The organism is Haliscomenobacter sp. (assembly GCF_040403615.1).
In the GTDB taxonomy this organism is placed as follows: Bacteria; Bacteroidota; Bacteroidia; order Chitinophagales; family Saprospiraceae; genus Haliscomenobacter.
This window is the reverse complement of the sequence record NZ_JBBAKG010000010.1, coordinates 52,204-74,469: the sequence shown is the minus strand read 5'-3', so window position 1 is coordinate 74,469 and position 22,266 is coordinate 52,204. Positions and strand designations below refer to the sequence as shown.

Annotated in this window: 21 protein-coding genes; 12 read left to right on the top strand and 9 right to left on the bottom strand. The window is 46.6% G+C overall.

Annotated features, from left to right (window positions below; genetic code table 11):
• Positions 1-46: 46 nt before the first annotated feature.
• The gene (gene mscL / locus ABW391_RS05320) at positions 47-439 is read right to left on the bottom strand and encodes a large conductance mechanosensitive channel protein MscL (protein WP_353480797.1); all 393 of its coding nucleotides are present in this window, start codon (positions 437-439) and stop codon (positions 47-49) included.
• A gap of 198 nt (positions 440-637) precedes the next feature.
• Here mscL and ABW391_RS05315 point away from each other — a divergent pair, with 198 nt between their 5' ends.
• The 5 genes from ABW391_RS05315 to ABW391_RS05295 all read left to right on the top strand — a co-directional run bounded on the left by ABW391_RS05315 (position 638) and on the right by ABW391_RS05295 (position 7,123).
• Positions 638-2,581: a histidinol-phosphatase gene (locus tag ABW391_RS05315; RefSeq protein ID WP_353480796.1), complete on the top strand. Its 1,944-nt coding sequence runs from the start codon at positions 638-640 to the stop codon at positions 2,579-2,581.
• Between the two features lie 88 nt (positions 2,582-2,669).
• On the top strand, positions 2,670-3,755 hold the full coding sequence (locus tag ABW391_RS05310) for a mannose-1-phosphate guanylyltransferase (RefSeq protein ID WP_353480795.1): 1,086 nt from the start codon (positions 2,670-2,672) through the stop codon (positions 3,753-3,755).
• 151 nt (positions 3,756-3,906) lie between these two features.
• On the top strand, positions 3,907-5,091 hold the full coding sequence (locus ABW391_RS05305) for a glycosyltransferase family 4 protein (RefSeq protein WP_353480794.1): 1,185 nt from the start codon (positions 3,907-3,909) through the stop codon (positions 5,089-5,091).
• Positions 5,045-5,812 carry a class I SAM-dependent methyltransferase gene (locus ABW391_RS05300; protein ID WP_353480793.1) on the top strand — a complete coding sequence of 256 codons (768 nt, stop codon included), beginning with the start codon at positions 5,045-5,047 and terminating at the stop codon, positions 5,810-5,812. The genes ABW391_RS05305 and ABW391_RS05300 overlap by 47 nt, the downstream gene beginning before the upstream one ends.
• Positions 5,813-7,123, top strand: coding sequence for a glycosyltransferase (locus tag ABW391_RS05295; protein WP_353480792.1), 1,311 nt, complete (start codon positions 5,813-5,815; stop codon positions 7,121-7,123).
• Positions 7,124-7,166: 43 nt separating this feature from the next.
• Here the strand turns inward: ABW391_RS05295 and ABW391_RS05290 are convergent, their stop codons facing one another.
• Positions 7,167-7,964: a tetratricopeptide repeat protein gene (locus ABW391_RS05290; protein ID WP_353480791.1), complete on the bottom strand. Its 798-nt coding sequence runs from the start codon at positions 7,962-7,964 to the stop codon at positions 7,167-7,169.
• Positions 7,965-8,302: 338 nt separating this feature from the next.
• Here ABW391_RS05290 and ABW391_RS05285 point away from each other — a divergent pair, with 338 nt between their 5' ends.
• From ABW391_RS05285 to ABW391_RS05260, 6 genes are all read left to right on the top strand, one after another.
• Complete coding sequence (locus ABW391_RS05285) at positions 8,303-8,851, top strand: CopD family protein (RefSeq protein WP_353480790.1); 549 nt, start codon at positions 8,303-8,305, stop codon at positions 8,849-8,851.
• A 131-nt stretch (positions 8,852-8,982) separates the two neighbouring features.
• Positions 8,983-9,837 (top strand): alpha/beta hydrolase, encoded by an 855-nt coding sequence (locus ABW391_RS05280; protein ID WP_353480789.1) that lies wholly within the window; start codon positions 8,983-8,985, stop codon positions 9,835-9,837.
• Positions 9,834-11,144, top strand: coding sequence for a F390 synthetase-related protein (locus ABW391_RS05275; protein WP_353480788.1), 1,311 nt, complete (start codon positions 9,834-9,836; stop codon positions 11,142-11,144). Before ABW391_RS05280 ends, ABW391_RS05275 begins: the two co-directional genes overlap by 4 nt.
• 91 nt (positions 11,145-11,235) lie before the next feature.
• Positions 11,236-11,934 carry a hypothetical protein gene (locus tag ABW391_RS05270; RefSeq protein WP_353480787.1) on the top strand — a complete coding sequence of 233 codons (699 nt, stop codon included), beginning with the start codon at positions 11,236-11,238 and terminating at the stop codon, positions 11,932-11,934.
• A gap of 59 nt (positions 11,935-11,993) precedes the next feature.
• A complete protein-coding gene (locus tag ABW391_RS05265; protein ID WP_353480786.1) occupies positions 11,994-13,133 on the top strand; it encodes a helix-turn-helix domain-containing protein in 1,140 nt (379 codons plus the stop codon).
• Positions 13,134-13,198: 65 nt separating this feature from the next.
• On the top strand, positions 13,199-13,588 hold the full coding sequence (locus tag ABW391_RS05260; RefSeq protein WP_353480785.1) for a VOC family protein: 390 nt from the start codon (positions 13,199-13,201) through the stop codon (positions 13,586-13,588).
• Between the two features lie 91 nt (positions 13,589-13,679).
• Here ABW391_RS05260 and ABW391_RS05255 read toward each other — a convergent pair whose 3' ends face one another.
• The 5 genes from ABW391_RS05255 to ABW391_RS05235 all read right to left on the bottom strand — a co-directional run bounded on the left by ABW391_RS05255 (position 13,680) and on the right by ABW391_RS05235 (position 18,041).
• Positions 13,680-14,426: a DUF4097 family beta strand repeat-containing protein gene (locus ABW391_RS05255; RefSeq protein ID WP_353480784.1), complete on the bottom strand. Its 747-nt coding sequence runs from the start codon at positions 14,424-14,426 to the stop codon at positions 13,680-13,682.
• A 109-nt stretch (positions 14,427-14,535) separates the two neighbouring features.
• Positions 14,536-15,312, bottom strand: a complete 777-nt coding sequence (locus ABW391_RS05250) for a DUF4097 family beta strand repeat-containing protein (RefSeq protein ID WP_353480783.1) — start codon at positions 15,310-15,312, stop codon at positions 14,536-14,538.
• Positions 15,313-15,497: 185 nt separating this feature from the next.
• Positions 15,498-16,583, bottom strand: a complete 1,086-nt coding sequence (locus ABW391_RS05245) for a redoxin domain-containing protein (protein ID WP_353480782.1) — start codon at positions 16,581-16,583, stop codon at positions 15,498-15,500.
• Between the two features lie 109 nt (positions 16,584-16,692).
• A complete protein-coding gene (locus ABW391_RS05240) occupies positions 16,693-17,484 on the bottom strand; it encodes a HEAT repeat domain-containing protein (protein ID WP_353480781.1) in 792 nt (263 codons plus the stop codon).
• A complete protein-coding gene (locus tag ABW391_RS05235; protein ID WP_353480780.1) occupies positions 17,481-18,041 on the bottom strand; it encodes an RNA polymerase sigma factor in 561 nt (186 codons plus the stop codon). Before ABW391_RS05235 ends, ABW391_RS05240 begins: the two co-directional genes overlap by 4 nt.
• Before the next feature lie 129 nt (positions 18,042-18,170).
• Here ABW391_RS05235 and ABW391_RS05230 point away from each other — a divergent pair, with 129 nt between their 5' ends.
• Entirely contained in the window at positions 18,171-19,172 is a 1,002-nt protein-coding gene (locus tag ABW391_RS05230) for an RNA ligase (ATP) (protein ID WP_353480779.1), read from the top strand.
• 69 nt (positions 19,173-19,241) lie between these two features.
• Here ABW391_RS05230 and ABW391_RS05225 read toward each other — a convergent pair whose 3' ends face one another.
• Together ABW391_RS05225 and ABW391_RS05220 are read right to left on the bottom strand one after the other, a co-directional pair.
• The gene (locus ABW391_RS05225; RefSeq protein WP_353480778.1) at positions 19,242-20,894 is read right to left on the bottom strand and encodes a serine hydrolase domain-containing protein; all 1,653 of its coding nucleotides are present in this window, start codon (positions 20,892-20,894) and stop codon (positions 19,242-19,244) included.
• An 81-nt stretch (positions 20,895-20,975) separates the two neighbouring features.
• Positions 20,976-22,136 (bottom strand): helix-turn-helix domain-containing protein, encoded by a 1,161-nt coding sequence (locus ABW391_RS05220; protein WP_353480777.1) that lies wholly within the window; start codon positions 22,134-22,136, stop codon positions 20,976-20,978.
• Between the last annotated feature and the right edge of the window lie 130 nt (positions 22,137-22,266).

Genomic DNA, 22,266 nt, shown 5'->3' with positions numbered 1-22,266 from the left:
GGCCGCTGAGCGAAGTCGAAGCGACCCAATACTTAATAACTAAAACTTACTTCTTCAACAAATCCCGGATTTCCCCCAACAACTCAATGTCTGTTGGGCCAGCAGGAGCGGCTGGTGCTGCTTCCACTGCTTTGCGCTTGGATGCATTGATCCCTTTGATGACCAGGAACATGATGAAGGCCACCACCAAAAAGTCGATGCTGGCAGTTATAAAGGCACCCCAGGCAATGGCCACTTCAGGTGCGTCGCCTACGGCGGCTTTGAGTACCCATTTCTTGTCGGCCAGGTTAATGCCACCCAACAGTAAGCCGACTACTGGCGCAAACATTTTTTCCACAAAGGCAGTGACTACCTTTCCAAATGCTGCACCCATTACAAAGGCAATAGCCGTGTCGATCAGACTGCCTGACAAGGCAAATTCTTTAAATTCCTTCCACATGTTTGTTTTCGTTTGGTTGTAAGTAAATGGTCGTTCTGAATGAACCGTAGTAAAGATAAGGAAATATTTTTGTTTGGAATAGAACGGCTAAACCTGCGCCATCTTTGGCCTTCTCGGTTTTCTCTGTGGTAAAAACCAAAAATTAATTTGTCAAATCCCCCAGATTCCAGACCTTTGGGTTTCAAAGCCAAATAGGTCATGAAAAAAATACTGCTGTTATCCATTCTCCTCTGTATAATCAGCCCTTTGTGTGCCCAAAAATGGTACAAGGGCAACCTCCACACCCACTCTTTGTGGAGTGACGGTGACGATTACCCAGAAATGATTATGGCCTGGTACAAAGAGCATGGCTATAATTTTGTAGCCCTTTCCGACCACAATACCTTGCAAGACGGCCAGCGTTGGCAATGGCTCCCCAAAGCCCCTCAACGACGAAGGGCTTTCAACAAATACCTCGAAAAATACGGCCCAGCTTGGGTGAATTTCGAAAAAAAAGGCAATGACTCCCTGCACGTGCGCCTCAAAACCCTGAAGGAATACGCACCGTTGTTTCAGGAACCCGGCCGATTCCTCATCGTGCAGAGCGAAGAGATCTCTTCCCAATACAAAGGCAAACCCATTCACCTCAATGCCACCAACATCAAAGGGGTGGTTTTGACGCAGTTTGGCAACAGCGTGACCGAGGTCATGCAAAGCAATATTAACGCGGTAATGGCACAGCGGCGCCTCACCGGGCAGCCTATGTTTCCGCACATCAATCACCCCAATTTTCAGTTTGCCATTAGCCCTGCTGACATGATGGGGCTACAATACGAGCGCTTCTTTGAAGTGTACAACGGCCACCCTGCCGCTGTCAATTACGGCGACAAAACCCACGTGAGCATGGAAACGCTATGGGACGAAATCAACCTGCATTACGTCCAAATCGGGCAACCCCTCCTGTACGGGTTGGCTACCGACGACAGCCACGACTACTTCAACTTTGGGGCCAATTATTGCAATACCGGACGGGGCTGGGTGATGGTCAAAACCGATTCCTTGCACGGTGGTGCAATCGTAGAAGCCATGGAAGCGGGCCAGTTTTATGCCACCACCGGCGTTGAGTTGGATCAATTGACACAATCGAGCAAGGCCATTTCCTTTCACCTCAAAACCGAAAGGGGCATAACCTACCAGATTCAGTTTATTGGGGTATTGAAAGGCAAAAAAAATGCCGAAGTACTCAAAGAAATCAACCTCAAAGCCAAGGATGACGCCAATATCAGCTATACCTTGACGGGCAATGAATGGTTTGTACGCGCCAAAATCGTTTCGAGCAAAAACAAGGAAAACCCCTATCAGGTAGGCGATAAGGAAACGGCCTGGACGCAACCCGTAGCGCCTTTTGCTCTGCCGGAAATCGCTCCTGTTTCGCCTTTGCGAAATGCCCACGCCCACAACGATTACGAGCACAACCGGCCCCTGTTTGATGCCTTGAAAGAAGGATTCACCAGCGTGGAAGCCGATGTGTTTTTGATGAACGATTCCTTGTATGTGGCGCACAACCGCCCTTATTTCCGCAGTCCGGCCCGTACCCTGGAACAAATGTACCTTCGCCCCCTGCGCGCCCACATTCAAAAAATGGGCGGAAAAGTTTATCCTGATTTCTTTGCTCCGTTTTACTTGTTTATCGACATCAAGGTCAATGGAGAAGCAAGCTATCGGGCATTGGAAAAATTGTTTGCAAAATATTCCGACATCCTAAAAATGTGTACGGATGGCAATTGCAACGAGGCGCCGGTTCAGGTTGTTCTTTCGGGCGATCGCCCCATCGAGACCCTCCGCAAACAAAGTCAGCGCCTGGCCAGTCTGGATGGCCGCCCCAACGATTTGGGCAAAAATATCACGCCCAATCTGATGCCCATCATCAGCGACGATTACCACAATCATTTCAAATGGAGGGGCAGCGGCGAAATGCCTGCCGATGAAAAGCAGAAACTGGACGAAATGCTGAAGAGGGTACACGATGAAGGCAAAAAACTTCGATTTTGGGCTTCACCAGACAATGAAAACGTATGGAAAGTCCTACAAACTGCGGGTGTTGATTTGATCAATACCGATCGTTTGGAGGAGTTGCGGGTCTTTTTGACCGCCAAGAACTAGAAGCTCAAAAAATCGGGAAGTATTTTTTTGCGTCATACTTATATGGTATTAATTATTATTTTTACCGAATAATCATCAACTGAAACAAATGCCCAACAACAACACCTACGTTGCCATTATGGCTGGCGGCGTTGGCTCTCGGTTTTGGCCAGCGAGCCGTACTGCACGTCCCAAACAGTTTCTGGATATTTTGGGAATTGGCAAGTCCCTTTTGCGCATGACTTTCGAGCGATTCCTCGAGCTGTGTCCTGCCGAAAACATCTTTATCGTCACCAATGGCATCTATCGCGAACTGGTGAAAGAGCACCTCCCCGAGATCAGCGACAACCAAATCCTCTGCGAGCCATCGCGCAACAATACCGCTCCATGCATCGCCTACACTGCATTAAAATTGCAAGCGCTCAACCCACACGCCAATTTGGTGGTGGCACCTTCGGATCACATCATCCTCAATGAGGCCAATTTTGTGAAATCCTTGCAAACCGCCCTGGATTTTACCGAAAAAAACAATGCACTCCTGACCCTGGGTATTCAGCCTACCCGCCCGGATACTGGCTATGGTTACATCAATTATACCAAAACTCCAGTTGAAGGAGAAGTACATAAAGTACTCCGGTTTACTGAAAAACCACCTCTTGAACAGGCCAAGACTTTCTTGGAAAGTGGCGATTATCTCTGGAATGCAGGCATTTTCATTTGGAGGGTAGAAAGCCTCCTGGCTTCCTTTGCCCAACATTCCAATGAAATTCTCACGGTATTGGGCGCCGAACCAGAGCATTACAACACCCCCAACGAGCAGGCCTACATCGATCGGGTGTATCCGAATACCTTGAGCATTTCGATTGATTACGCCATCATGGAAAAGGCTGACAACGTGTACACCATCCCTTCCAGTTTTGGCTGGTCAGATTTGGGTACCTGGGGCTCTTTGCATGCAGAGGCTGAGAAGGATGAAAAAGACAACGTCACCAACCTGGGGCCAAATTTGTTGTTCAATGTGAGTGACTGCTTGTTGCGCGCACCCAAAGACAAATTGGTGGTGATCAAAGACCTGGAAAACTACATCGTCGTAGATGAAGACGATATTTTGCTGATTCATCCGAAAGGAAAAGAACAGGAAATCAAAAAAATAACCGAAGAATTGGGACTGAAATTTGGAAATAATTTCTTGTAGTGCTATTTTTGAGAAATAGTTGCGAATAAATTGTCTTTTCGCATCACTCTTCTTTTTTATCACCCTTTGGCTTAATTCAACACCACAACAGCATCTAAGATACTGCGATCCTCAAGCTATCTTAGGCTGTAGAAGTATGCCATTGAATCTGATGAAATTTACTTTTTTAAAAAAACAAAAAATCATCCTGATTACCAATTCCGCATGGAATGTGTACAATTTCAGGATGAAACTCATTGAGTATCTTGCTGAGGCGGGGTATGATGTGCTTGTATTGGCTCCCCAAGACAAGTATTCTGCTGCTATTCAAAAATGGGAATTTTGCAGATTGCACCACTTGAAGCACCTCGCTCCATTGGGAGCCAACCCTTACAAGGATCTGCGTTTTCTCTACGAGTTGTACACCATCATCCGGAGAGAAAAGCCCACCACCATTCTTAGCTTTACCATCAAGCCCAACATCATGGGCAGCATCGTGGCCAATGTTTTGCAGGTACCGATTATTCCAACCGTTACAGGGTTGGGCTATTCTTTTTTGCACAAAAGTTGGCTCAACTGGATTGTGCGGAGCTTGTACAAATTTGCTTTTCAGGCCGTTGAGAAAGTGGCTTTTCACAACCAATCGGATTATGAATTGCTAAAATCCTTGAAAATCCTCCAGCCCGGACAAGGGGTAGTGGTGGGAGGATCGGGAGTGGATACCGATCATTTTTCAAAGACTTACCTGCCTCGAAAACAGCCATTTGTGTTCCTGTTTTTGGGAAGAATGTTGTACGACAAAGGCCTGGTCGAATTGGTTGCCGCTGCGACCCGCATCCGCAAAAATAACCCAGGGGTTCAATTTTGGGTAGCTGGAAGCCATCAGGCAGAACATCCCGATGCCATTGACAAAAATCTCCTGCAACAATGGATCAAAAAAGGCACCATCAAATACTTTGGTCAAGTGGAAGATGTGCGCCCTTTGATTGCCAAAGCCCATGTGGTGGTTTTGCCCTCCTATCGGGAAGGAATGCCCCGATCGGTGCTCGAAGCCATGTCGATGGGACGTCCCGTGATCGTTACCGATGTACCCGGCTGTCAAGATGCCGTTCGGGCTGGCTGGAACGGCTGGTTGGTTGAGCCCCGCAACGCCGCTCAACTGGAATCGAGCTTGCGCCAGGCGCTGCAACAAAATTATTCGTTTTTGCAGCAAATGGGATTAAATGGCCGTGAATTGGCTCAAACCCGGTTCGACCTGCACACTGTCCAGGATCAGTACATCATCCTGCTTCACGCCTTAAATTACCTTCATGCAGAGGCTCCTACCGCACCAGCAGAAAGTGCTGCAGTTTTTTGATCAACTGGCCAGTACTTATGCATTGCGGTACGCTGTAGAGCAACCGTACTTGCAATATTGGTTTGAAGCACGTTTGCAAAGTGCATTGGCAGGCCAGAATTTTTCAGGAAAAAACATTCTGGATATTGGCGCGGGCAATGGCACATTGTACCATGTACTTTCTAATCAATTTTCCTCTTTTGACTATACCGCAACCGATCTTTCGGCGGCCATGCTGGCACACAGCAAGATTCCAGTTGAAAAACGCCGGTTCGGCGATATCCAGAATTGGACAGATGTGGAAAATCGCTTTGACCACATCTTTATGCTGGGTTTGGTCACTTACTTGGAGCCAGCGGCTCTCCTTAACCACCTCGAATGGGTACGCCAGCATTTGCAACCGACCGGGACATTGGGCATCAGTTTTACCAATAAAAGCTCCTGGGATTTTCGCTTGCGTCAGTTGCTGCGGCCATTGGCGCGTTTGCTGCCAGGAAAAGGCGTGGTGCAGCAAGGATTTTCCATACAGGCGCATGCGCTCGAAGAAGTGAAAGACCTGGCCCAGCAAATGGGGTTTCGCATCCAGCAAACCACTTTTCTTGCGCCATCTGTTCCGTTCTTGCAGTATCTTTCGCCCATTTTAGCGGCAGCGTGTACCCGGTACTTGAATCAGTGTTTGGGCGATTCAATTTTGCGGCGCTGGCTATCGCCCGATTTTTTGATGCACCTAGTTCCGGCATAAATGAATACCGACCCTGCAATTCCAGGTTCAAAAGGCATCTTACAAATCGCCTACTATTTTCCGCCCATCAAAACCGTAGGGACGCTGCGCAATGCCCGTTTTTGCCAGATGGCACCACAATACTGGACAAACATTCAGGTCATTACCACCGCTCATGCGTTCATTTTTGACCAGGAAGCATTGTCTTCTATGGGTGATGCCCAAATTCACCCCATTCCCAGTTTTGATTTTCGGTGGTTTATCTGGCGATTCAGCCAAAAAAACACTACCCACTTTAGCACCAATCTGAAGCAAAAACCCGGCATCGGTTGGTTGCGCCGCGCACTGGATAGTTTTCCTTTGAATGTAATTTTTGGAGATGGCGGAATCTTCTACATTTTAAGGGGGTATCGGCAAGCTTGCAAGTTGATCCGACAAGGAGAAATCAGCCATGTTTTTTCCTCTTTTCGACCAATGTCCGATCATTTTCTGGCTTTTCTGTTGGCACGCCGTTTCCCACATTTGATCTGGATTGCCGATTTTCGAGACATTCCGGTAGATCCTCGCCTGAAGAATGTGTTTTTTCCTCGGGTTCAACACCGGATTTTAAAATGGATTTTGCAACGCGCCCGGTTATTGACTACCGTTTCGGAGGGCTTGGCGCAGCATTTGCAGGAGCATTACGGTCGGCCAGTTGAGGTGTTGTACAATGCGCCAATGGCGCAGCAGGTGGAGGTGCACCGTATTCCTGTTTTTGAAAAATTCACCATGCTGTATACCGGCGCATTGTATCCCGGCCTGCAATCGGCAGTGCTTTTGTTTTGGGCATTGCAGCGCTTGGTTCAAACGGGAGCAATACCTGCTGCGGAACTGCAAATTGTAGTGTGCGGAAAAGACGGCGCGCTGTGGCGGGAATGGGCAACTGCGCATCAAATGCTGGATTTACTCAATGATCTGGGGCAACTGCCGCATGCGCAGGTATTGGCATTGCAGCATGCCTCCCACCTGAACTTGCTGCTGAGTTGGAACAGTCCCGAGCTGATGGGAATCGTAACTTCCAAGCTGTTTGAGTACTTGCAGGCGCAAAAGCCCATTCTGGCTTTGGTCAATGGCAGCGCAGAACCGGAATTGGAAAGCCTGCTCCAAACGTATGCCCAGCATAGCCTGATTTTGCATCAGCCCTGGATGGAGAGTAGACAAGCATTGGAGCAGTTTCTGCTTTTGCTGTACCAAAACTGGAAACAAAACCAGCAGTCGGTCGCTTCCGCAGCTAAAAGCATGAGTTGGGAAACCGAAATGGCGAAGGTGTTTCTGCCTTGTAAAAATATTTAGAGATACTCGTAAACCAGCAAAACCAGCACTGCTCGCCCCTGAATTAATCCACCGCCATATCAAACCGTTTGCGGTACTTCAGGGTCAAAGGATGTTTGATGCCCCAACTCCGAAACAAGGCAATCGCCGTTTTGCGGGGTTGATCGTTGTTAAAGGTTTTATCGACCATTACGGCCTCAATGATTTTTTTGAGGGCTTCTTCGATGTGGCCGCTGGTGGCCAGTTGTTGTGCTTCACCCAGCAAAACACCTGCCTGATTGATGGTGGACGGTACCGACTGAATCCAATCCGCGATCATGCGTACATCGGCAGCAGCTTCTGCCAGCTCATCGCCAGGCTGAATGTCGTGAATCAATTGACGGGCAGTTGCAGGATCTGGAATCACCAACTGCTGTGCCAGCGCCAAACGCGCAATGAGGATTTCTGGATTTTCATCTACCAATTCGATCAAGGCTTCCAATGCACCAGGGATGCCTGCGGAAACTGCTTCGAGCAGGGCGCTCAAATCGTCCTCTTCTTCTTCCATTGCTTCCACTGGAGGCAAGAATTGATCCAACCACTTTTGAATTTGCGCCCGAGGAATCGCTCCGGTAAATTCGGCGATCACCTTGCCCTGGAAGACCATCTTTACGCAGGGAATGCTCTTAATGGCGAAGCCTTCGGCTATATCTGGATATTCTTCAGTATCAATTTTGACCAATGCCCAGCGATCTGCTTGTTCTTGAGCCATCTCTTCGATGACGGGGCCCAAAATCCGGCAAGGGCCGCACCATTCTGCCCAAAAATCAATGACTACCGGCATCTGGTAGCTGCGTTCTACAACATCTTTTTGAAAATCCATCGGGATAGCAATTAATTAGGGGCAATTTAGATCAAATTATGATTGGATTTTGTATCACAAATCACTAATTTTCGTGAAATTCTTCATCCAAGGGGCGATAAAAAATAAGTGTTTCATTTTGTCAAAGGATTAGATGAGTAAACGGTTCATTTTAAGTTTCTTATCTAATCCTTTGACTTAGAGAAAATGAAACGCTTATTTTTGCCCCACTACTTAGTGTACATTTGTGTTTCACGCAGATTTTGCACAGATGAATTCGCAGATGAACGCAGAAAAACCTGCACAGTCGCTGCGGATAATCTTTTGTGAAATTTGTAAAAAATAAACTCCCTAACTCCATGCTTTTTTTCTTCAAATCTCTGCATATTGTTGGTTTTGTGGCCTGGTTCGCTGGCTTGTTTTACCTGGTGCGCATGTTTGTGTACCACCGCGAAGCCCAGGACGACGAACAACCCAAGCGTGATATCCTCACCCAGCAGTTCAACCTCATGGAATGGCGGGTGTACAAAATCATTTGCAATCCAGCCATGATGTTGACCTGGATCTGCGGGTTGATCATCCTTTATCTTTATGGCTGGGAATGGTTCAAAGTCAATTCCTGGATGCACTTCAAACTGGTTTTGTTGTTGGGTCTCACCGGATACCACTTGTGGTGCAAGGGCATGATCCGCAAAATGGAGACCGGGCATTTGGGCATCAGCTCTTTCCGTTGGCGCTTGCTCAACGAAGTGCCAACGGTATTCTTGTTGGCCATCGTACTGCTGGCAGTGTACCGCAATGCCCTCGACTTTATCATAACCCTCCTGGGTATCATCGGGTTCATGATCCTGCTGATGATTGGCGCACGAGCTTACCGGAAAGCCAGAGAAAGAAACCCGAAAATTTAATGTGCGATCAGCGGTCAGCAATCAGCTTTGAGCAATCAGCCGATTGTCGTTAGCTGACTGCTGCCTGCTGATAGCTAATAACTGACTGCTGCCTGCTGATAGCTGATAGCTGACCGCTGAAAACTGAACTTATGGAATGGATACTGTCTCCTTTTTTCTGGGCAAATATTTTGTTTTGGCCGGTGGTGATCTACGGGGGGCTATGTGCATTCTTTTTCTTTTTTCAGGATTATTTCTTTTTTCGCCCTGAAATGCTGCCCAAACATTTTCAATACCGCTATCCGTTCCCATTCACGGAACATACCTTCGATATGGAAGATGGTGGCCTGATCAATGCCTTACATTTTAAGGTGCCCAATTCGCAGGGGGTGGTGTTTTACCTCAAGGGCAATTCGCGAAGTTTGAAGGGTTGGGGCAAATTTGCCAAGGATTTTGTGGGCAAAGGCTACGATTTTTTCATGATCGACTACCGGGGTTTTGGTAAAAGCCGAGGCCGCCGCACCGAAAGCATCCTCTTCAACGACGCGCAAACGGTGTACAAATGGCTGAGTACCGAATACCCCGAAGAGCAGATTGTTGTCTATGGTCGTTCACTTGGCAGTGGGATTGGCGCCCGCATCGCCTCTTGGAATCACCCGCGCATGCTGATTCTGGATTCGCCGTATTTGAGTTTTTATTACCAAATCCGTCAATACGCCTGGTGGATTCCCTTGCGGTATTTGTTGCGCTACCACTTGCGCACCGATCAGTTTTTGAAAAAAATCACCTGCCCAATCTTCATCATTCACGGCAACAAGGATCGCCTGATCTCTTACAAGCAGGGCAAAAAACTACACGACCTCAGCGCCGACCGCAGCACCCTCATCACCATTGAGGGCGGAGGGCACAACAATTTGCCGGATTTCCCAGAGTACCACGAGCATTTGTACGATATTTTGAACGAGCAAGAAGCCCTGGTGCTGGATGCTCCTGATGCAATGCGATGAACAGCCAGTTGGGATTCAAACTCAAAATTCTCTGGTATTTTCTGCAATATACCTTGCGGGGTACATTCCGCAATCGGGCTAAATTGGAGCGCTTTCAACAGCGCAAATGGCGTAAATTTCGCAGAAAGGTATTGACGCGTTCTCCTTTTTACCAGCAATTGGCCGATGCCCATGCCGCGCTCGGCGAATTTCCAACCATCAATAAGGCTGGGTTCATGGCGAATTTTGACGCCATCAATACGCTTGGACTGAAGCAAAGCGAGGCCATGCAAGTGGCGTTACAAGCAGAGATAGCGCGCGATTTTAGCACGGAACTAAAAGGCGCAACGGTGGGCTTATCTACCGGAACCAGTGGTACACGCGGCCTGTTTTTGGTGTCACCCACCGAGCGGGCGCAATGGACTGGGATGGTGTTGCGTAGGGTTGTTCCCTTGCGTTTGTTCAAAAAGCAGCGGGTAGCTTTCTTTTTGCGCGCCAACAGCAATTTGTATAGCTCGGTGCAATCGGCCAGTCTGGAGTTTCGCTTTTTTGACATTTTTCAGCCTATTGAGCAATTGATTCAAGCCCTGGAGGTATTCCAGCCCCACATCCTGGCTGCACAACCTTCAGTATTGGGGGCGATTGCCGAAGCTCAATTGGCAAAACAAATAAACATCAAACCGCAATTGGTGATTTCCTTTGCCGAAGTGCTCAATCCTGAGGATAAGGCATTTATTCAAAAAAACTTTTCTGCTCCGCTGCGCGAAGTATACCAATGCACCGAAGGATTTCTGGGCGTAACCTGTGCTCACGGTACGATGCACCTCAACGAAGACATCGCCATTTTTGAAAAAAAATACCTCGACGAAACCCGTTTTATCCCCATTATCACTGATTTTACCCGCAGTTCACAGCCGATAATCCGGTACGAGCTGAACGATATTTTGGTAGAAAAACCCGAGCCTTGCCCTTGCGGATCTTGCTTTACTGCCCTGGAGCGCATTGAAGGGCGGGAGGATGATGTTTTGATTTTTCCTGGTAGCAATGGGGAAATGGTCAAGGTTTTTCCAGACTTGATTTGTCGGGTTATTGCGCGGAGTACGGATGGTTTTCGGGCTTATCGCTTGCGGCAGGTAGGCGCATTGGAATTGCAGTTGGAGTTAGAAACTGAGGATTTTCAGGATGTTGCTTCTATTATCAGCAATGCCCTACATGTTTTTTTGCAGGAAAAAGGAATTAAGGGCTTAATCATACAATGCAAACAGGAGATTGATCGGAAAGCTGGGGAAAAGCTGCGCCGAGTGGAACAGAAAATAGTATCAAAATAAAATTGAGGCGTCTCAAATTTTGATTTGCAGCATTTAGATCATTTTAGCATCGAATCTTTGACCCATTGATTCACACTAAAAACGCTGCACCATGTACAAGATTTTTGCGCAATGCGCCCTACTTTTTTTCAGCCTACAACTTGCTGCTCAGAGTACCAGCAACCCAGTTCGGGTCAGTTTCACCTTGGCAAACCCCGGGCTGAGCACCAAAGTCATCGATATTCGGCACTTCGATTCGGAACAATCCAAAACCAGCGGCTACGGCTATCACCTGGGTGGGCTCAGTAGTCATGCAGTAAATATGCCCGCAGGTACGCGCATTTACGAAAAACGAAAAACCAAGTGGCAACTTATCCGAGTGATCACTGCCGCCGATGTTGGCCAAAAAATCAACCTTGGTAAAACTTATGAGATCAGCCACCAACAATGGCTTGACGCAGCCTGGGCTGAAAAATACGAAGAAATTTACCGTCTGGAAAAAATCAAGGAACAACCCGAAGTAGAAACATTTGCACAAAAAGCAGGTTTAGACATGGTCACCTTCAAAGTAGGGGGTAAATCGATGATCGGCAAACAAGTGTACGTGCGCGCCGAAATTCCCGGCGACGAACAAAATTTAAATGTAGGCTTTAGCCGTAAGCTGAATTGGAGTAGTGTTTATCGGGTGAGCTATCCAGTGGGTACCAAGTTGTACCTTTGTGAGGCGCCCTACTGGGAAGGTAAACGGGTCAAAGAATCTCTAATCCTGACCGTAGACAAAGAAAAAAGCCTGTATTTGATTCGGATCTGAAGGATTGATTCATCAGTGCACCGATGCTCTGGTGAATCACCCTTCCTCAAGCTACACGCATGCAATTCAATTTCAACCTGTATTCCACACCCTTGCTTTTTGCCTTTATCCAGGGGTGGATTTACGCTGGCATGTTCTGGCTGAGGGCATGGCGGCACGGACGCTGGTCAGATGGGCTGTTTGGCGTTTTGATCGCCGCATTCACTTTCGAGATTTGGGAGTATATGTTGGGCTTTGCCGGGATCGAAATCTTATGGACTACCTTGGAGTTTTTTCCCCGGAACTTTAATTTATTGATCCCCGCCTTGAGCTGGTTTTACCTGAAAAGCCAATTTAACACACGCTGGCAACCGCGTGGGCAAGATATGTGGCATGCGGCACCATTTGCCCTCTTTCTTGCCTATCACTTGCTGGTGTTTTCTCAGGGACCCGACTTTGTTGAGTGGTGGAAAACCAATCTGCACTTCCCCTGGGGAGTCCAATACCTGGAAGCTATTTTGTCTTTTATGCTGACTGCCTTGTATTTTTACTGGGCTTACCAGTTGTACCGTCAATATCGATCCTGGTCGCCTACCCAATTTTCTAACCCAGAATTGCTGAGTTTTGACTGGTTCCGCAATTTTTTGCTGGCCTATTTTTTGTCCAGTGTCATTGGTTGGAGCATGACTTTGATCGACCTATGGCTGAATCTGGATTTTTGGCACGACTGGTGGGATGAACTGTTCAATGCCGGGCTAATTTATTACCTCAGCATCGCAGGGTATGCCCAAACCCAAGCTCGCCAACTGGTTTTTGATCCATTTACTCAAAATTCCCCAATTTCGGAGGTGGCCAAAACCGATAAGTTCAGCGAAGCGGAACTGCAACACTGGAAAGAACAATTGTCTCGTTTGATGGAAACTGAAAAAATGTACCTGGAACCAGAGCTAGCACTTGCCAATTTGGCGAGTCGACTGGGCACCAATTCCTCGGTACTCTCAGCTGTCATCAATCGGGTTTTTGAAAAAAACTTCAACGACTATGTCAATGCCTATCGGGTGGAAGCAGTGAAAAGCTTGCTGGCCGATCCTACCATGGCCCACCTTTCGCTGTTGGGAATTGGGCTAGAAAGCGGCTTCAATTCCAAGGCAACTTTCAACCGGGCGTTTAAAAAAGTGACTGGGGTTTCACCCCGGCAATATGTCACTCAAACTTCGTGAAACCACAAAATCCTGATCTGAGTGAGCCATTTCTATGTTTAACTATATTTACCCAAAAAATAGACATGAACCAACGCCTTGCCCACATTGCCATCATAGTGGATGATTACGACCGCGCCATCGAGTTCTACACCCAAAAACTGGGCTTTCAGCTTTTGGAAGATACCCCATTGAGTGAAACCAAACGCTGGGTGATGGTCGCACCCCGTGGCCAGGGCGAATGTTGCCTCCTTTTGGCCCAGGCCGCCAACGCCGAACAAAGCAGCCGGATTGGCAACCAAACCGGAGGACGGGTCTTTTTATTCCTGCACACCGACGATTTTTGGCGGGATTACAGGCATTATCAGGCGCAAGGCATTCGCTTTGTGCGAGAGCCTGCGGAGGAAACTTACGGTACCGTGGCTGTTTTTGAAGATTTGTACGGGAACTTGTGGGATTTGATTGAGCCGAAATAGAGCATCACTTACCTCGTTATTTCAACAGTCATTTTTGAAATAACAGGGTGAACAAGATTTTAAATCGAGCAAAATTGGTTCTTCGATCAAGCTACTTTCCCCGCTTCCGAAAATAAATATCCCCACTTACGGATTCTGCTCGAACGCTACTGCCGCCGCCGTTGATACTGGCCGCCACTTTTTTGCTGTAAGCCGAGCTATTTCCACTCAAGTCGATGTCAAAATCGGTGTAAATTTCTCCGGTTACACTTTTAAACTCCAGGGTTGCTGCTGTATTAACGGTCCGATCTATATCTACAAATCCGCTGATGGTTTTGGCGCGCAGTGGGCCGTTGTGGCCGCGTATTTCAATGTCGCCCGAGATGCTTTCCAGGGCCAGAGAAGTGCCTGCCGGGAGGGTGATTTCGTAATCGATGCGCAAGCAGTAACAGGCTATGTTGCTAACACCTGCATTCAATAAGGAATCACAATCTCTGCACCAAAAAGAGCGATCCTTGTTCCAGTCTTTATCACTGAAAAAATCCTTCTGGAAATCCGTTTTGATGTTGAGCTCCTCCTGGCCATCCACCGCTTCCAGGGTATGGATTTTTTTGTATTCCTCGCGGGTGGTTTTGAGGATGGTCGTGAGTTTCAGTTCGGCCTTGTCCCAGATTTTGACCGTGATGGTGCGGGCAAAAGGCAGTTTTAAGACCGCTTTTTTACCGCTGGGCATGGAGTAAGTAAAGTCCGTTGCGTCTCCACTTTTGCTTTGTGTTTGAGCGGGAGAGCTGGGTGAATTTTGGGCATGCCCCATACAGCCCGACAAAAAGATCAGGCACAAAAAGATCAGGTTTTTCATGATAGGAAAGGATTTGAAAGTGAAAAGCGAAAAGTGAATAGCGAATAGCGAAAAGTATCGGTAATATTGACCGGAAATCAGGAATGACTTTTCGCTTTTCGCTATTTCACTATTTCTTCCGCAGGTACAAATCCCCATTGATGGATTTGATGGTCAATTCTACCCCACCACCGTTGAGGCTAGCACCTGAAATGTTGCGTCGCAGCGGGCTAAGGCCTTTGCTTTTTTCATCCGAAGCAAATTTGATGTCCAAGTCCGAATAAATCTCGCCGTGGAAGGTAGACATATCCAATTTCGCTTTGGTATCCGCAGGAACGGTTACGTCCACAAAACCATTGATGGTACTGATGTGGCAAGGTTTACTTTGGTTGACTTTGGTAAAAATGACCTCGGTGTTGCCAGTTACAGTGTTGGAGACGATTGGGCCAGTTACATTGGTCAGTTTAATGTCTGAACTTTTGCCAATGATTTCCACTTCGCCACTGATGTCCTTGATGTCCAAGTCGCTTTTGTGCCAATCCATCACCTCTACTTTGACATCCGCGTTGTTGGGTACTCTGATTTTGTACTTGCCTTCCTGATAGCTGGCTTTTTTAACGGTCATCACGCCGCCTGCTTCTTTGATTTCCAGCCCGATGCCCGTATTGTCTTCGGCAACGTTCAATGGTTTGAGTCCCTTGGCGCGTTCAGGAGGGGCAGGAAAGGTACCTTCGACTTCAATTTGAATTTCATTGCCATTATAACCACTGATTTCAATCTCCGCTCTTTCAATGACAATACTCACTTTAGGCGCAGAGCCAGTGAAGGCTTTTTTGAATGTTTTTTGGGCAAAAGTAGCCGGTGTGAGCAACAGCAGCGCTGCGCCCAGGGCGAATAAATACTTCATGACGTTGGTATTTTGAAAAGTAAAAAATGTCGGTTGATGCTTAGCAGCCTGCTTGCGGCGGACTGATCTTCAATTTTTCACCCGCAGATCGGAAAAGCATTGGCGAAGGCGAGGATTAGAAAACACAAATGCTAAATTTAGTACTTTACCTCCGCTTTTGCCATGCAATGTTGTATGTTGTTCTTCTATTCGTCCAACAAGGTTTCTAGCTTTTTATAAAGTTCCTCGCTTGTCAGATTTTTAGCAATAATTATTCCTTTGGGGTTAATTAAAAAATTGGTAGGAACAGACTGCACCCCATACTGTATGGCTATATCGTTCTGCTGTCCCTTTAAATCTGAAACTTGTGTCCAAGTTAATTTGTCTTTTGATATTGCTCTTTGCCAATTATCATTTTCAGAGTCTAATGAAACTGAGATAATTTCAAAATTTTTATTCTTAAACTGTTCATAAGTATTTATTAAATTTGGATGTTCTTTTCTACAAGGGGCACACCAACTTGCCCAAAAGTCAATTAGAATATATTTTCCTTTAAAAGTGTCTAAACTTATTTTTTGTCCTGTTGAGGATTGCTGCACAAATTTTTTTGCTAGCGTATTTACTTGTGCCGATTTTGCACCTTCAATTTTAGCTAAAATATTTTTTCCGTCTGAACTGTTTTTAGCCCACATTGGCAAAATAGCAAAGTCTTTTTCTACTTTTGAATAGTCCGCAAAAAAAGTAGTATATCTATTAAATGAAAATAAACTTAAAAACGAGGTTTTGTTTGCTTTGAAATAGTCATAGGATTTTATAATATCGTTATTTTTTAAACTATCAAAAACGACCCCTAATTTATTCAAACCAATTGTATCATTCTTTGCTGATAATTCGCCATAGAGAGGAAAATAATTTGGACGTATTCTGTCATTTGCTGTCAAATATAAAAAGTCGTCTTGCAATTTGGATTTATTAATCAAGATTGAATTGTCTGTCAAAATGATATTTAAGTTATTATTTGCTAACATTACGGAAGCTTGCTCAACTTTACTGCTATTTGTACTAATAGTTGCAGCAACTGGTTGTGTCAAAGTCTTTTTCAATGTTAGATGTTTTTTGCCTATGTCCAAACTATCTTTAAACTTAATACCTGCAATTTCATAAGAAATATACAATTTAGTTACACTTTCATTTTTGGAAAGTGTAGTACTAAGGTTGTAAAAGAAAGATTTCTGTGTAAAAACTGTCAGACAGTTAATAGCAAGAATTGATGTGATGATAATTTTTTTCATTTTTATGGTTTTTCTTTAAGAGTTATACACCACGCGCAGATTTTTTCAAAAAAGCATGATCTGCGAGCGAATTTTTTCAAGAGTCATCCGCCGCAGGCGGGTGCTAAACTTACAGGAGCACATCCAATCCGACTGCAGCCTGCTGCCGTACAAAATCCATCAGTTCTTCGTCTTCGGACATTGAACGCAGGGACGGAACCGCTCGTTTATCGCCCAGTGCGACCAGAATTTCAATGATGGTGATTTGTACTTCGGGGCTTTCCTGAGTCGCTAAGCTGCTGATCAGTGCTTTACGCGCCATCGGATCATCGGAAAAAGTGCTCAGGGCCTGTGCTGCTTTCATGCGCACGTTGACCATGTCGTCAAAATTGAGGGTATTGATCAGCGCTTTGATGACCTTGGGGTCCGCTTTTTCCTGCTCCAACACATTCACCGCCTGAATACGGTCGCTGGCGCTGGGTTCTTCGAGCATGGCCAAGACCAGCATTTTTTGGGTGCTGCGCATCTCCTGGCGCAAGGCGGCAATTTCTGCTTGCTGTTGTTGATTGACACGCCAAAACCAGCCAAAACCCAAACCAATGATCAAGAGGGCAAAGGTGGCCGCCACTTGCCATTCCACTCGGGAAAGTGCTTGGAAGGAGCGAATCCTTCCAAGCCAGTTGGGTGATTGCAGCTGGCGTTTTTCGGCCTGCAAAAATGTATCGAATCGTGCGTCTAATTCCTTCGAGGGTTCTTGTTCCGGAAATTGTTCCAGGTGCAGCAAAACGGTTCGCAGTTCTTCCAGGTTTTTCCGCAAATCGGCATCCTGGGCCAAGCGGACTTCCAGTTGTTGTCGTTCTGCCGAAGCTAAAGTACCATCGAGGTATTCCAGCAGCAGCATTTCGGTTTTATCGTGCATCATAACTTTTGCATTTTAAAGTAAAGGCTGCGCAATTGTTGCAATGCGCGAAATACCTTCTGTTTGACCGCTCCTTCCGAACAGCCCAATAATTCGGCTACTTCCGCGTATTTCATGCGTTGGTAGCGGGTCAGCAACAGGATCTCCAAGTGCTCTTTGGGGAGTTGTTGCATGGCTTTTTCCATTTGGATCAGATTTTCCTCTTGCTCCAAAACGATGGTGCTGGTATCGACAGGGTCAGGATGGTCTGCGTACTTGCTGATGTCTTCCGCATATTTGAGGCCAACCTGCCGGTGAAAATCAGCTTGTACATTGCGTGCTATCTGGTACAACCAGGCCTTGAAAGCCATCCCCCGACGGAAACTCTGTCGGTACTTGATCACCCGCTCAAAGATGCTTTGCACCAGGTCTTCACTGGCTTCGCGGGCAATGCCTTGCCGCAAAAAGAAGTTGAACAACCCAACCCGATACCGCTGAAACAAAATGGCTGCTGCATCGAGCTGGTTGGCTGCGAGCAGATCCATTAATTCTTCATCGCTCAGGTTTGGTGTGCGCTGCATTCAGTTGGCTTTCAAATAAGGTTACCTGGGTTTGGGGAAAAGGTTACGAAAAAAAGTGAAGTTTTTTTTAAACGCGGAACTTGTCTTGAATTTACTAGGTTTGGAGAACCAAATAAATGCTCAGTATTCATGAATCGAAAACTTGCCAGCATCCGCCAATGTGCCGAACTGCGCCCCATTCCGGGCGCCGATGCCATCCAAATTGCGGTGGTAGACGGCTGGAACTGCGTGGTTAAAATCAGTGAATTCAGCTCTGGACAGAAAGGGGTTTATTTTGAAATAGACTCTTTTTTGCCTGTGGACGATGCACGCTTTGAGTTTCTGCGCAGGTCTTCTCTGCGCAAGATGGGGGATACCGAAGGTTTTCGCCTGCGCACCATTCGTTTACGGGGCCAACTTTCGCAAGGTTTGTTTTTGCCTTTGAGTGTTTTTCCCGAAGTGGATCCTGAAGAGCCGATTGGTACCGACCTCACCGAGCGTTTGCGCGTACACAAGTACGAACCCCCTATTCCCGCCGATTTAAGTGGCAAGGTGATCGGGCCTTTTCCAGGTTTTATTCCCAAAACGGATGAAGAGCGGGTGCAAAACCTGGTGGAGGAGTTTGCAGATTGGCAAGAATTGTCCTTTGTTGTTACCGAAAAATTGGATGGAACTTCCTTTACCGCCTACCAGCGCTACGGAAAGTTTGGGGTTTGTTCGCGGAATTGGGAGCTTTCGCCCGAAGATCCCAATTCGTACTGGAAGGTAGCGGAGGAAACCCAATTGGAACAAAAACTACAGCGGCGCAACCTGGCCATTCAGGGCGAAATGATTGGGGAGGGCATCCAAAAGAACATCTACAAGTTACGGGGGCAGCACCTCTTTGTGTTCCACGTGTTTGACATTGATCAGCATCGCTTTTTCTCCTTTGCGGAAACCCAGGCTTTTTGTGAGGAAAACGGCTTGCAGCTTATACCATTGGTCAATGCTGATTTTAGCTTGCCCCCAAAAGTGGAGGACTTGTTGAAAATGGCGGAAGGCCCGTCTTTGCTGAACGCCCAGGCTAAACGGGAAGGCATAGTGTTGCGTACAACCGACCGAAAAGTATCTTTTAAAGCGATATCGAACGCGTTTTTGGAGGACGAGGATTGAGGCACCTGAGACACCTAATGTGTACTTAAGTGTCTCAGGTACTTCAAAAAACGCAACTACCTAATCAAGTCATTCCACTTTTTCAAAACGCAGGTTTTTGACCCGATTATACGTCATCAACACCGCAATCACCTGCCCATTGGCGCTGGTTTCCAGTCTCATTTTGTAATCCGAAGCCAGAAGTTCCCCTTTTTGCACCACTTCGATCTTGTTTTCATTCTTGCCTCCCTCTCGTTTAAAAATCAAGCCCTTTTCTGCCGACAATTTGATGGTAAAAGCCAAGTCCAGCTCAGTACTGAAATACCTGCCCACACAAGCTTGCAAATAGGCATCGGAAGGAGAGAAAGGTGGGAGCTTTTTGAGCACCAGCGGTTGCTCAGTCTTGGTATACAGCACCATGGTACTGGTCGAATCTGGAGTGTGGTTGAAAGCCACTTTCCAATCTTCATCAATGTCCCAATGGTATAAATTGCCTTTTTCCTGAATCAGTTTGCGCGGGTTGTTGTTGTCCATCTGCCAATACAAGTTACCTTCCTTGAGCTGGATTCGAATGACGTTGTTTTCTGGGCTGCGGTACTGGCCCACCAAATCACTGGGTGTGGAAGCTGCTTGTACTTGTGCTGGTCGGGTGGCAAAAGTAAGCTCCTCTTTTTTACGCCCCAAAATTTGGGTAGCCACTTCTCGGGCAATCCCTCCACTCCACAAATTGCCATTGTTGCTCAGGACGATGATGCTCAATTTTTCGTTGGGGAAACGCAGGGTTTGGGCATTGTACGAACCTGTACTGCCAGAGTGATGCACGGCAGGATAGCCATTGATTGAACCGATTTCCAAGCCGTAGCCATAATTTTGAATTCGGGTGTTGGGAATTGGCTTTTGGCTCGTGGACAACAATGAATTGGTTTGGTCTGTGGCCTTTTGAATGGCTTGTTCAAAAACCAATTGATCCTTTAAAGTGGTGTACAAAAAGCCATCCGCATAAAGGTTGGTTATCATGGGGTATTGCTGCCAGCTGCCGTCGCCCCAATCGTTGTAGGGTAGCGCCTGGAAAGGAATAACTTGCATGTAATTTGTGCAGAATTGGGTATTGGGCATGCCTAAGTTTGTAAAAAGCTGTTTGGCAAATTTCGGGAAAGGCATCCCACTCACTTTGGCAACGATTTCTGCCAGCAGGGTATAGTTTGAATTGCTGTACCAATGCTCGGTATCAGGAGTGAAATTGAGGTCTTTTTGCTTCATCAACATGGCTATAGCATCTTCATTATCCAGGCCTTCCTGCCGCCACCAGGGTTTCCCGCTGATGCTGAGTAAGTCGTAAAAATCCCGAACGCCGCTGGAATGATTGAGCAGGGTTTTGAGCGGAATGGCGGTTTTTAGCGCAGGGTACATTTGCGGTAAATACTGGCGGAGGTCGGCTTCGAGGGAGAGTTTGTTGTCCAAAACCAGTTTTAAGACGCACAATGCCGTGAACTGTTTGGCTACCGAAGCCAGGTTGAAGCGGGTTTGGTCGGTAACTGGGATTAGGTGCTGCAAATTGGCTAGGCCCAGGTAACGTTCGTATACGATTGCGCCATTTTTAACAATGCCTACAGATAAACCAGGGGCTCCGGGTTTGATTTTAGATTCCAGCAATTGATCAATTTTGGCAAAATCGATATTTTGGGTAATGCTTTGGGTGAAAGTCGCCACTAATAAAAAAATGGTGAAGAAAAAATTTTTCATGATCCTGTGTTTGAGATTCAAGCTCCAAAAATCAGGCAAGACACGTTCTCCGGCGCTTCAAATCCAGATTTGACCCTCATTTTAGGCTTGATTTTTCAGGTAGTCCTGAGGAGAAAGGCCCGTGCTCTTCTTAAATGCGCGGTTAAACGTGGATTTAGAATTGAAACCACATTCCAGTGCGAGGGCCAACAGGGTTTTCTGACGATGCTCTCCGTGTTGAAATTTTTCAAGGATGGCCTCGGTGCGGTACTGATTCACAAAGTCGTTGAAATTGAGCTGAAAGCCTTGATTTACGATTTGGGACACCTGCTTGGGGGGCGTCTTGAGTTTTTCCGCCACATCGATTAAGGTGAGGTTGGGGTTTTCAAACAGCCGATCCGATTGCATTGTTTGCACAATTTTTTCCTTCCACTCCGGTAAATTGACCAACTCGGCAGGTTCTTTGTTTCCCTTTTCCAGTACCTGCAAGCGCGTTTCCTGATGGGATAATGCCGCCTCCATTGGAATTGCCGATTGCACCGAATTGGCATAGCCACTGATGGTGATGTAGTAGAACAAAATGGAAAAACAGAGGTAGTACCAAAATTTACTGCCAAATTCGTCCCATTCCGGGTTCAAAATAAAAAACAACACCCGCAAGAGCGAAATCAGCAAAAGCGCCAGAAGGTAGCGCTGAATCCAGTTGAACAAAATGGAATCGGCAAAACTCACCACCTCAAATGCAATCTTTTTGTACACCGCGTAGTACCGCAAACTCAGGTACAAATACACCAGCATCGAAACCAATCCAGCCACCTGATACCAGGGATCGAGGTCCATATCTCGGCCATCGGCATAAAAATAGTATTGGTGCAGGATGAGTTGATCGGTGACAAATACGATGAGGGTGTACCCAAAATAAGCCAGGGCAGGCACAAAGTGCCAAAGGTCTTTTTTGCTGATTTTAAATGACTTATTCAACAAGCTTTGGGTGTAAAAATAAATCACTGGCCCGATGAGCAGCAATTGTTGAAAAGGCACATAAAACATGATGTTTCGACTAAACTCACGGGAGTACCACCCTGCATAGCCCAACATAAATGGTGCAATGTACAGCGCGCATAAAAAAACAAACAGGCTCAACCACAGACTCGCCTTGTCCTGATGTTGCAAGCCTTTTTTGAGGAGTAAAAAACAAAAAACCAGGCCGTGGAAGAAAAAAATGAGTAAGAGCCCGCTTTTGGCCGAGAAGTCAAAATGCATGGGTGAAAACTATTGTGCTGTTGGTAATATCAACATGAAACGCCACTGAATTACCAATGTTTAAACAAAATGAAAAACAACGGGCACAAAGAGAAGTCATCCCAAATTGCCAATTTGAACTTAAGATAAT

Bases quoted from the DNA above. Each gene is read 5' to 3' on its own strand.
- mscL (WP_353480797.1), bottom strand. From the start codon at position 439: ATGTGGAAGGAATTTAAAGAATTTGCCTTGTCAGGCAGTCTGATCGAC.
- ABW391_RS05315 (WP_353480796.1), top strand. From the start codon at position 638: ATGAAAAAAATACTGCTGTTATCCATTCTCCTCTGTATAATCAGCCCT.
- ABW391_RS05310 (WP_353480795.1), top strand. From the start codon at position 2,670: ATGCCCAACAACAACACCTACGTTGCCATTATGGCTGGCGGCGTTGGC.
- ABW391_RS05305 (WP_353480794.1), top strand. From the start codon at position 3,907: ATGAAATTTACTTTTTTAAAAAAACAAAAAATCATCCTGATTACCAAT.
- ABW391_RS05300 (WP_353480793.1), top strand. From the start codon at position 5,045: ATGCAGAGGCTCCTACCGCACCAGCAGAAAGTGCTGCAGTTTTTTGAT.
- ABW391_RS05295 (WP_353480792.1), top strand. From the start codon at position 5,813: ATGAATACCGACCCTGCAATTCCAGGTTCAAAAGGCATCTTACAAATC.
- ABW391_RS05290 (WP_353480791.1), bottom strand. From the start codon at position 7,964: ATGGATTTTCAAAAAGATGTTGTAGAACGCAGCTACCAGATGCCGGTA.
- ABW391_RS05285 (WP_353480790.1), top strand. From the start codon at position 8,303: ATGCTTTTTTTCTTCAAATCTCTGCATATTGTTGGTTTTGTGGCCTGG.
- ABW391_RS05280 (WP_353480789.1), top strand. From the start codon at position 8,983: ATGGAATGGATACTGTCTCCTTTTTTCTGGGCAAATATTTTGTTTTGG.
- ABW391_RS05275 (WP_353480788.1), top strand. From the start codon at position 9,834: ATGAACAGCCAGTTGGGATTCAAACTCAAAATTCTCTGGTATTTTCTG.
- ABW391_RS05270 (WP_353480787.1), top strand. From the start codon at position 11,236: ATGTACAAGATTTTTGCGCAATGCGCCCTACTTTTTTTCAGCCTACAA.
- ABW391_RS05265 (WP_353480786.1), top strand. From the start codon at position 11,994: ATGCAATTCAATTTCAACCTGTATTCCACACCCTTGCTTTTTGCCTTT.
- ABW391_RS05260 (WP_353480785.1), top strand. From the start codon at position 13,199: ATGAACCAACGCCTTGCCCACATTGCCATCATAGTGGATGATTACGAC.
- ABW391_RS05255 (WP_353480784.1), bottom strand. From the start codon at position 14,426: ATGAAAAACCTGATCTTTTTGTGCCTGATCTTTTTGTCGGGCTGTATG.
- ABW391_RS05250 (WP_353480783.1), bottom strand. From the start codon at position 15,312: ATGAAGTATTTATTCGCCCTGGGCGCAGCGCTGCTGTTGCTCACACCG.
- ABW391_RS05245 (WP_353480782.1), bottom strand. From the start codon at position 16,583: ATGAAAAAAATTATCATCACATCAATTCTTGCTATTAACTGTCTGACA.
- ABW391_RS05240 (WP_353480781.1), bottom strand. From the start codon at position 17,484: ATGATGCACGATAAAACCGAAATGCTGCTGCTGGAATACCTCGATGGT.
- ABW391_RS05235 (WP_353480780.1), bottom strand. From the start codon at position 18,041: ATGCAGCGCACACCAAACCTGAGCGATGAAGAATTAATGGATCTGCTC.
- ABW391_RS05230 (WP_353480779.1), top strand. From the start codon at position 18,171: ATGAATCGAAAACTTGCCAGCATCCGCCAATGTGCCGAACTGCGCCCC.
- ABW391_RS05225 (WP_353480778.1), bottom strand. From the start codon at position 20,894: ATGAAAAATTTTTTCTTCACCATTTTTTTATTAGTGGCGACTTTCACC.
- ABW391_RS05220 (WP_353480777.1), bottom strand. From the start codon at position 22,136: ATGCATTTTGACTTCTCGGCCAAAAGCGGGCTCTTACTCATTTTTTTC.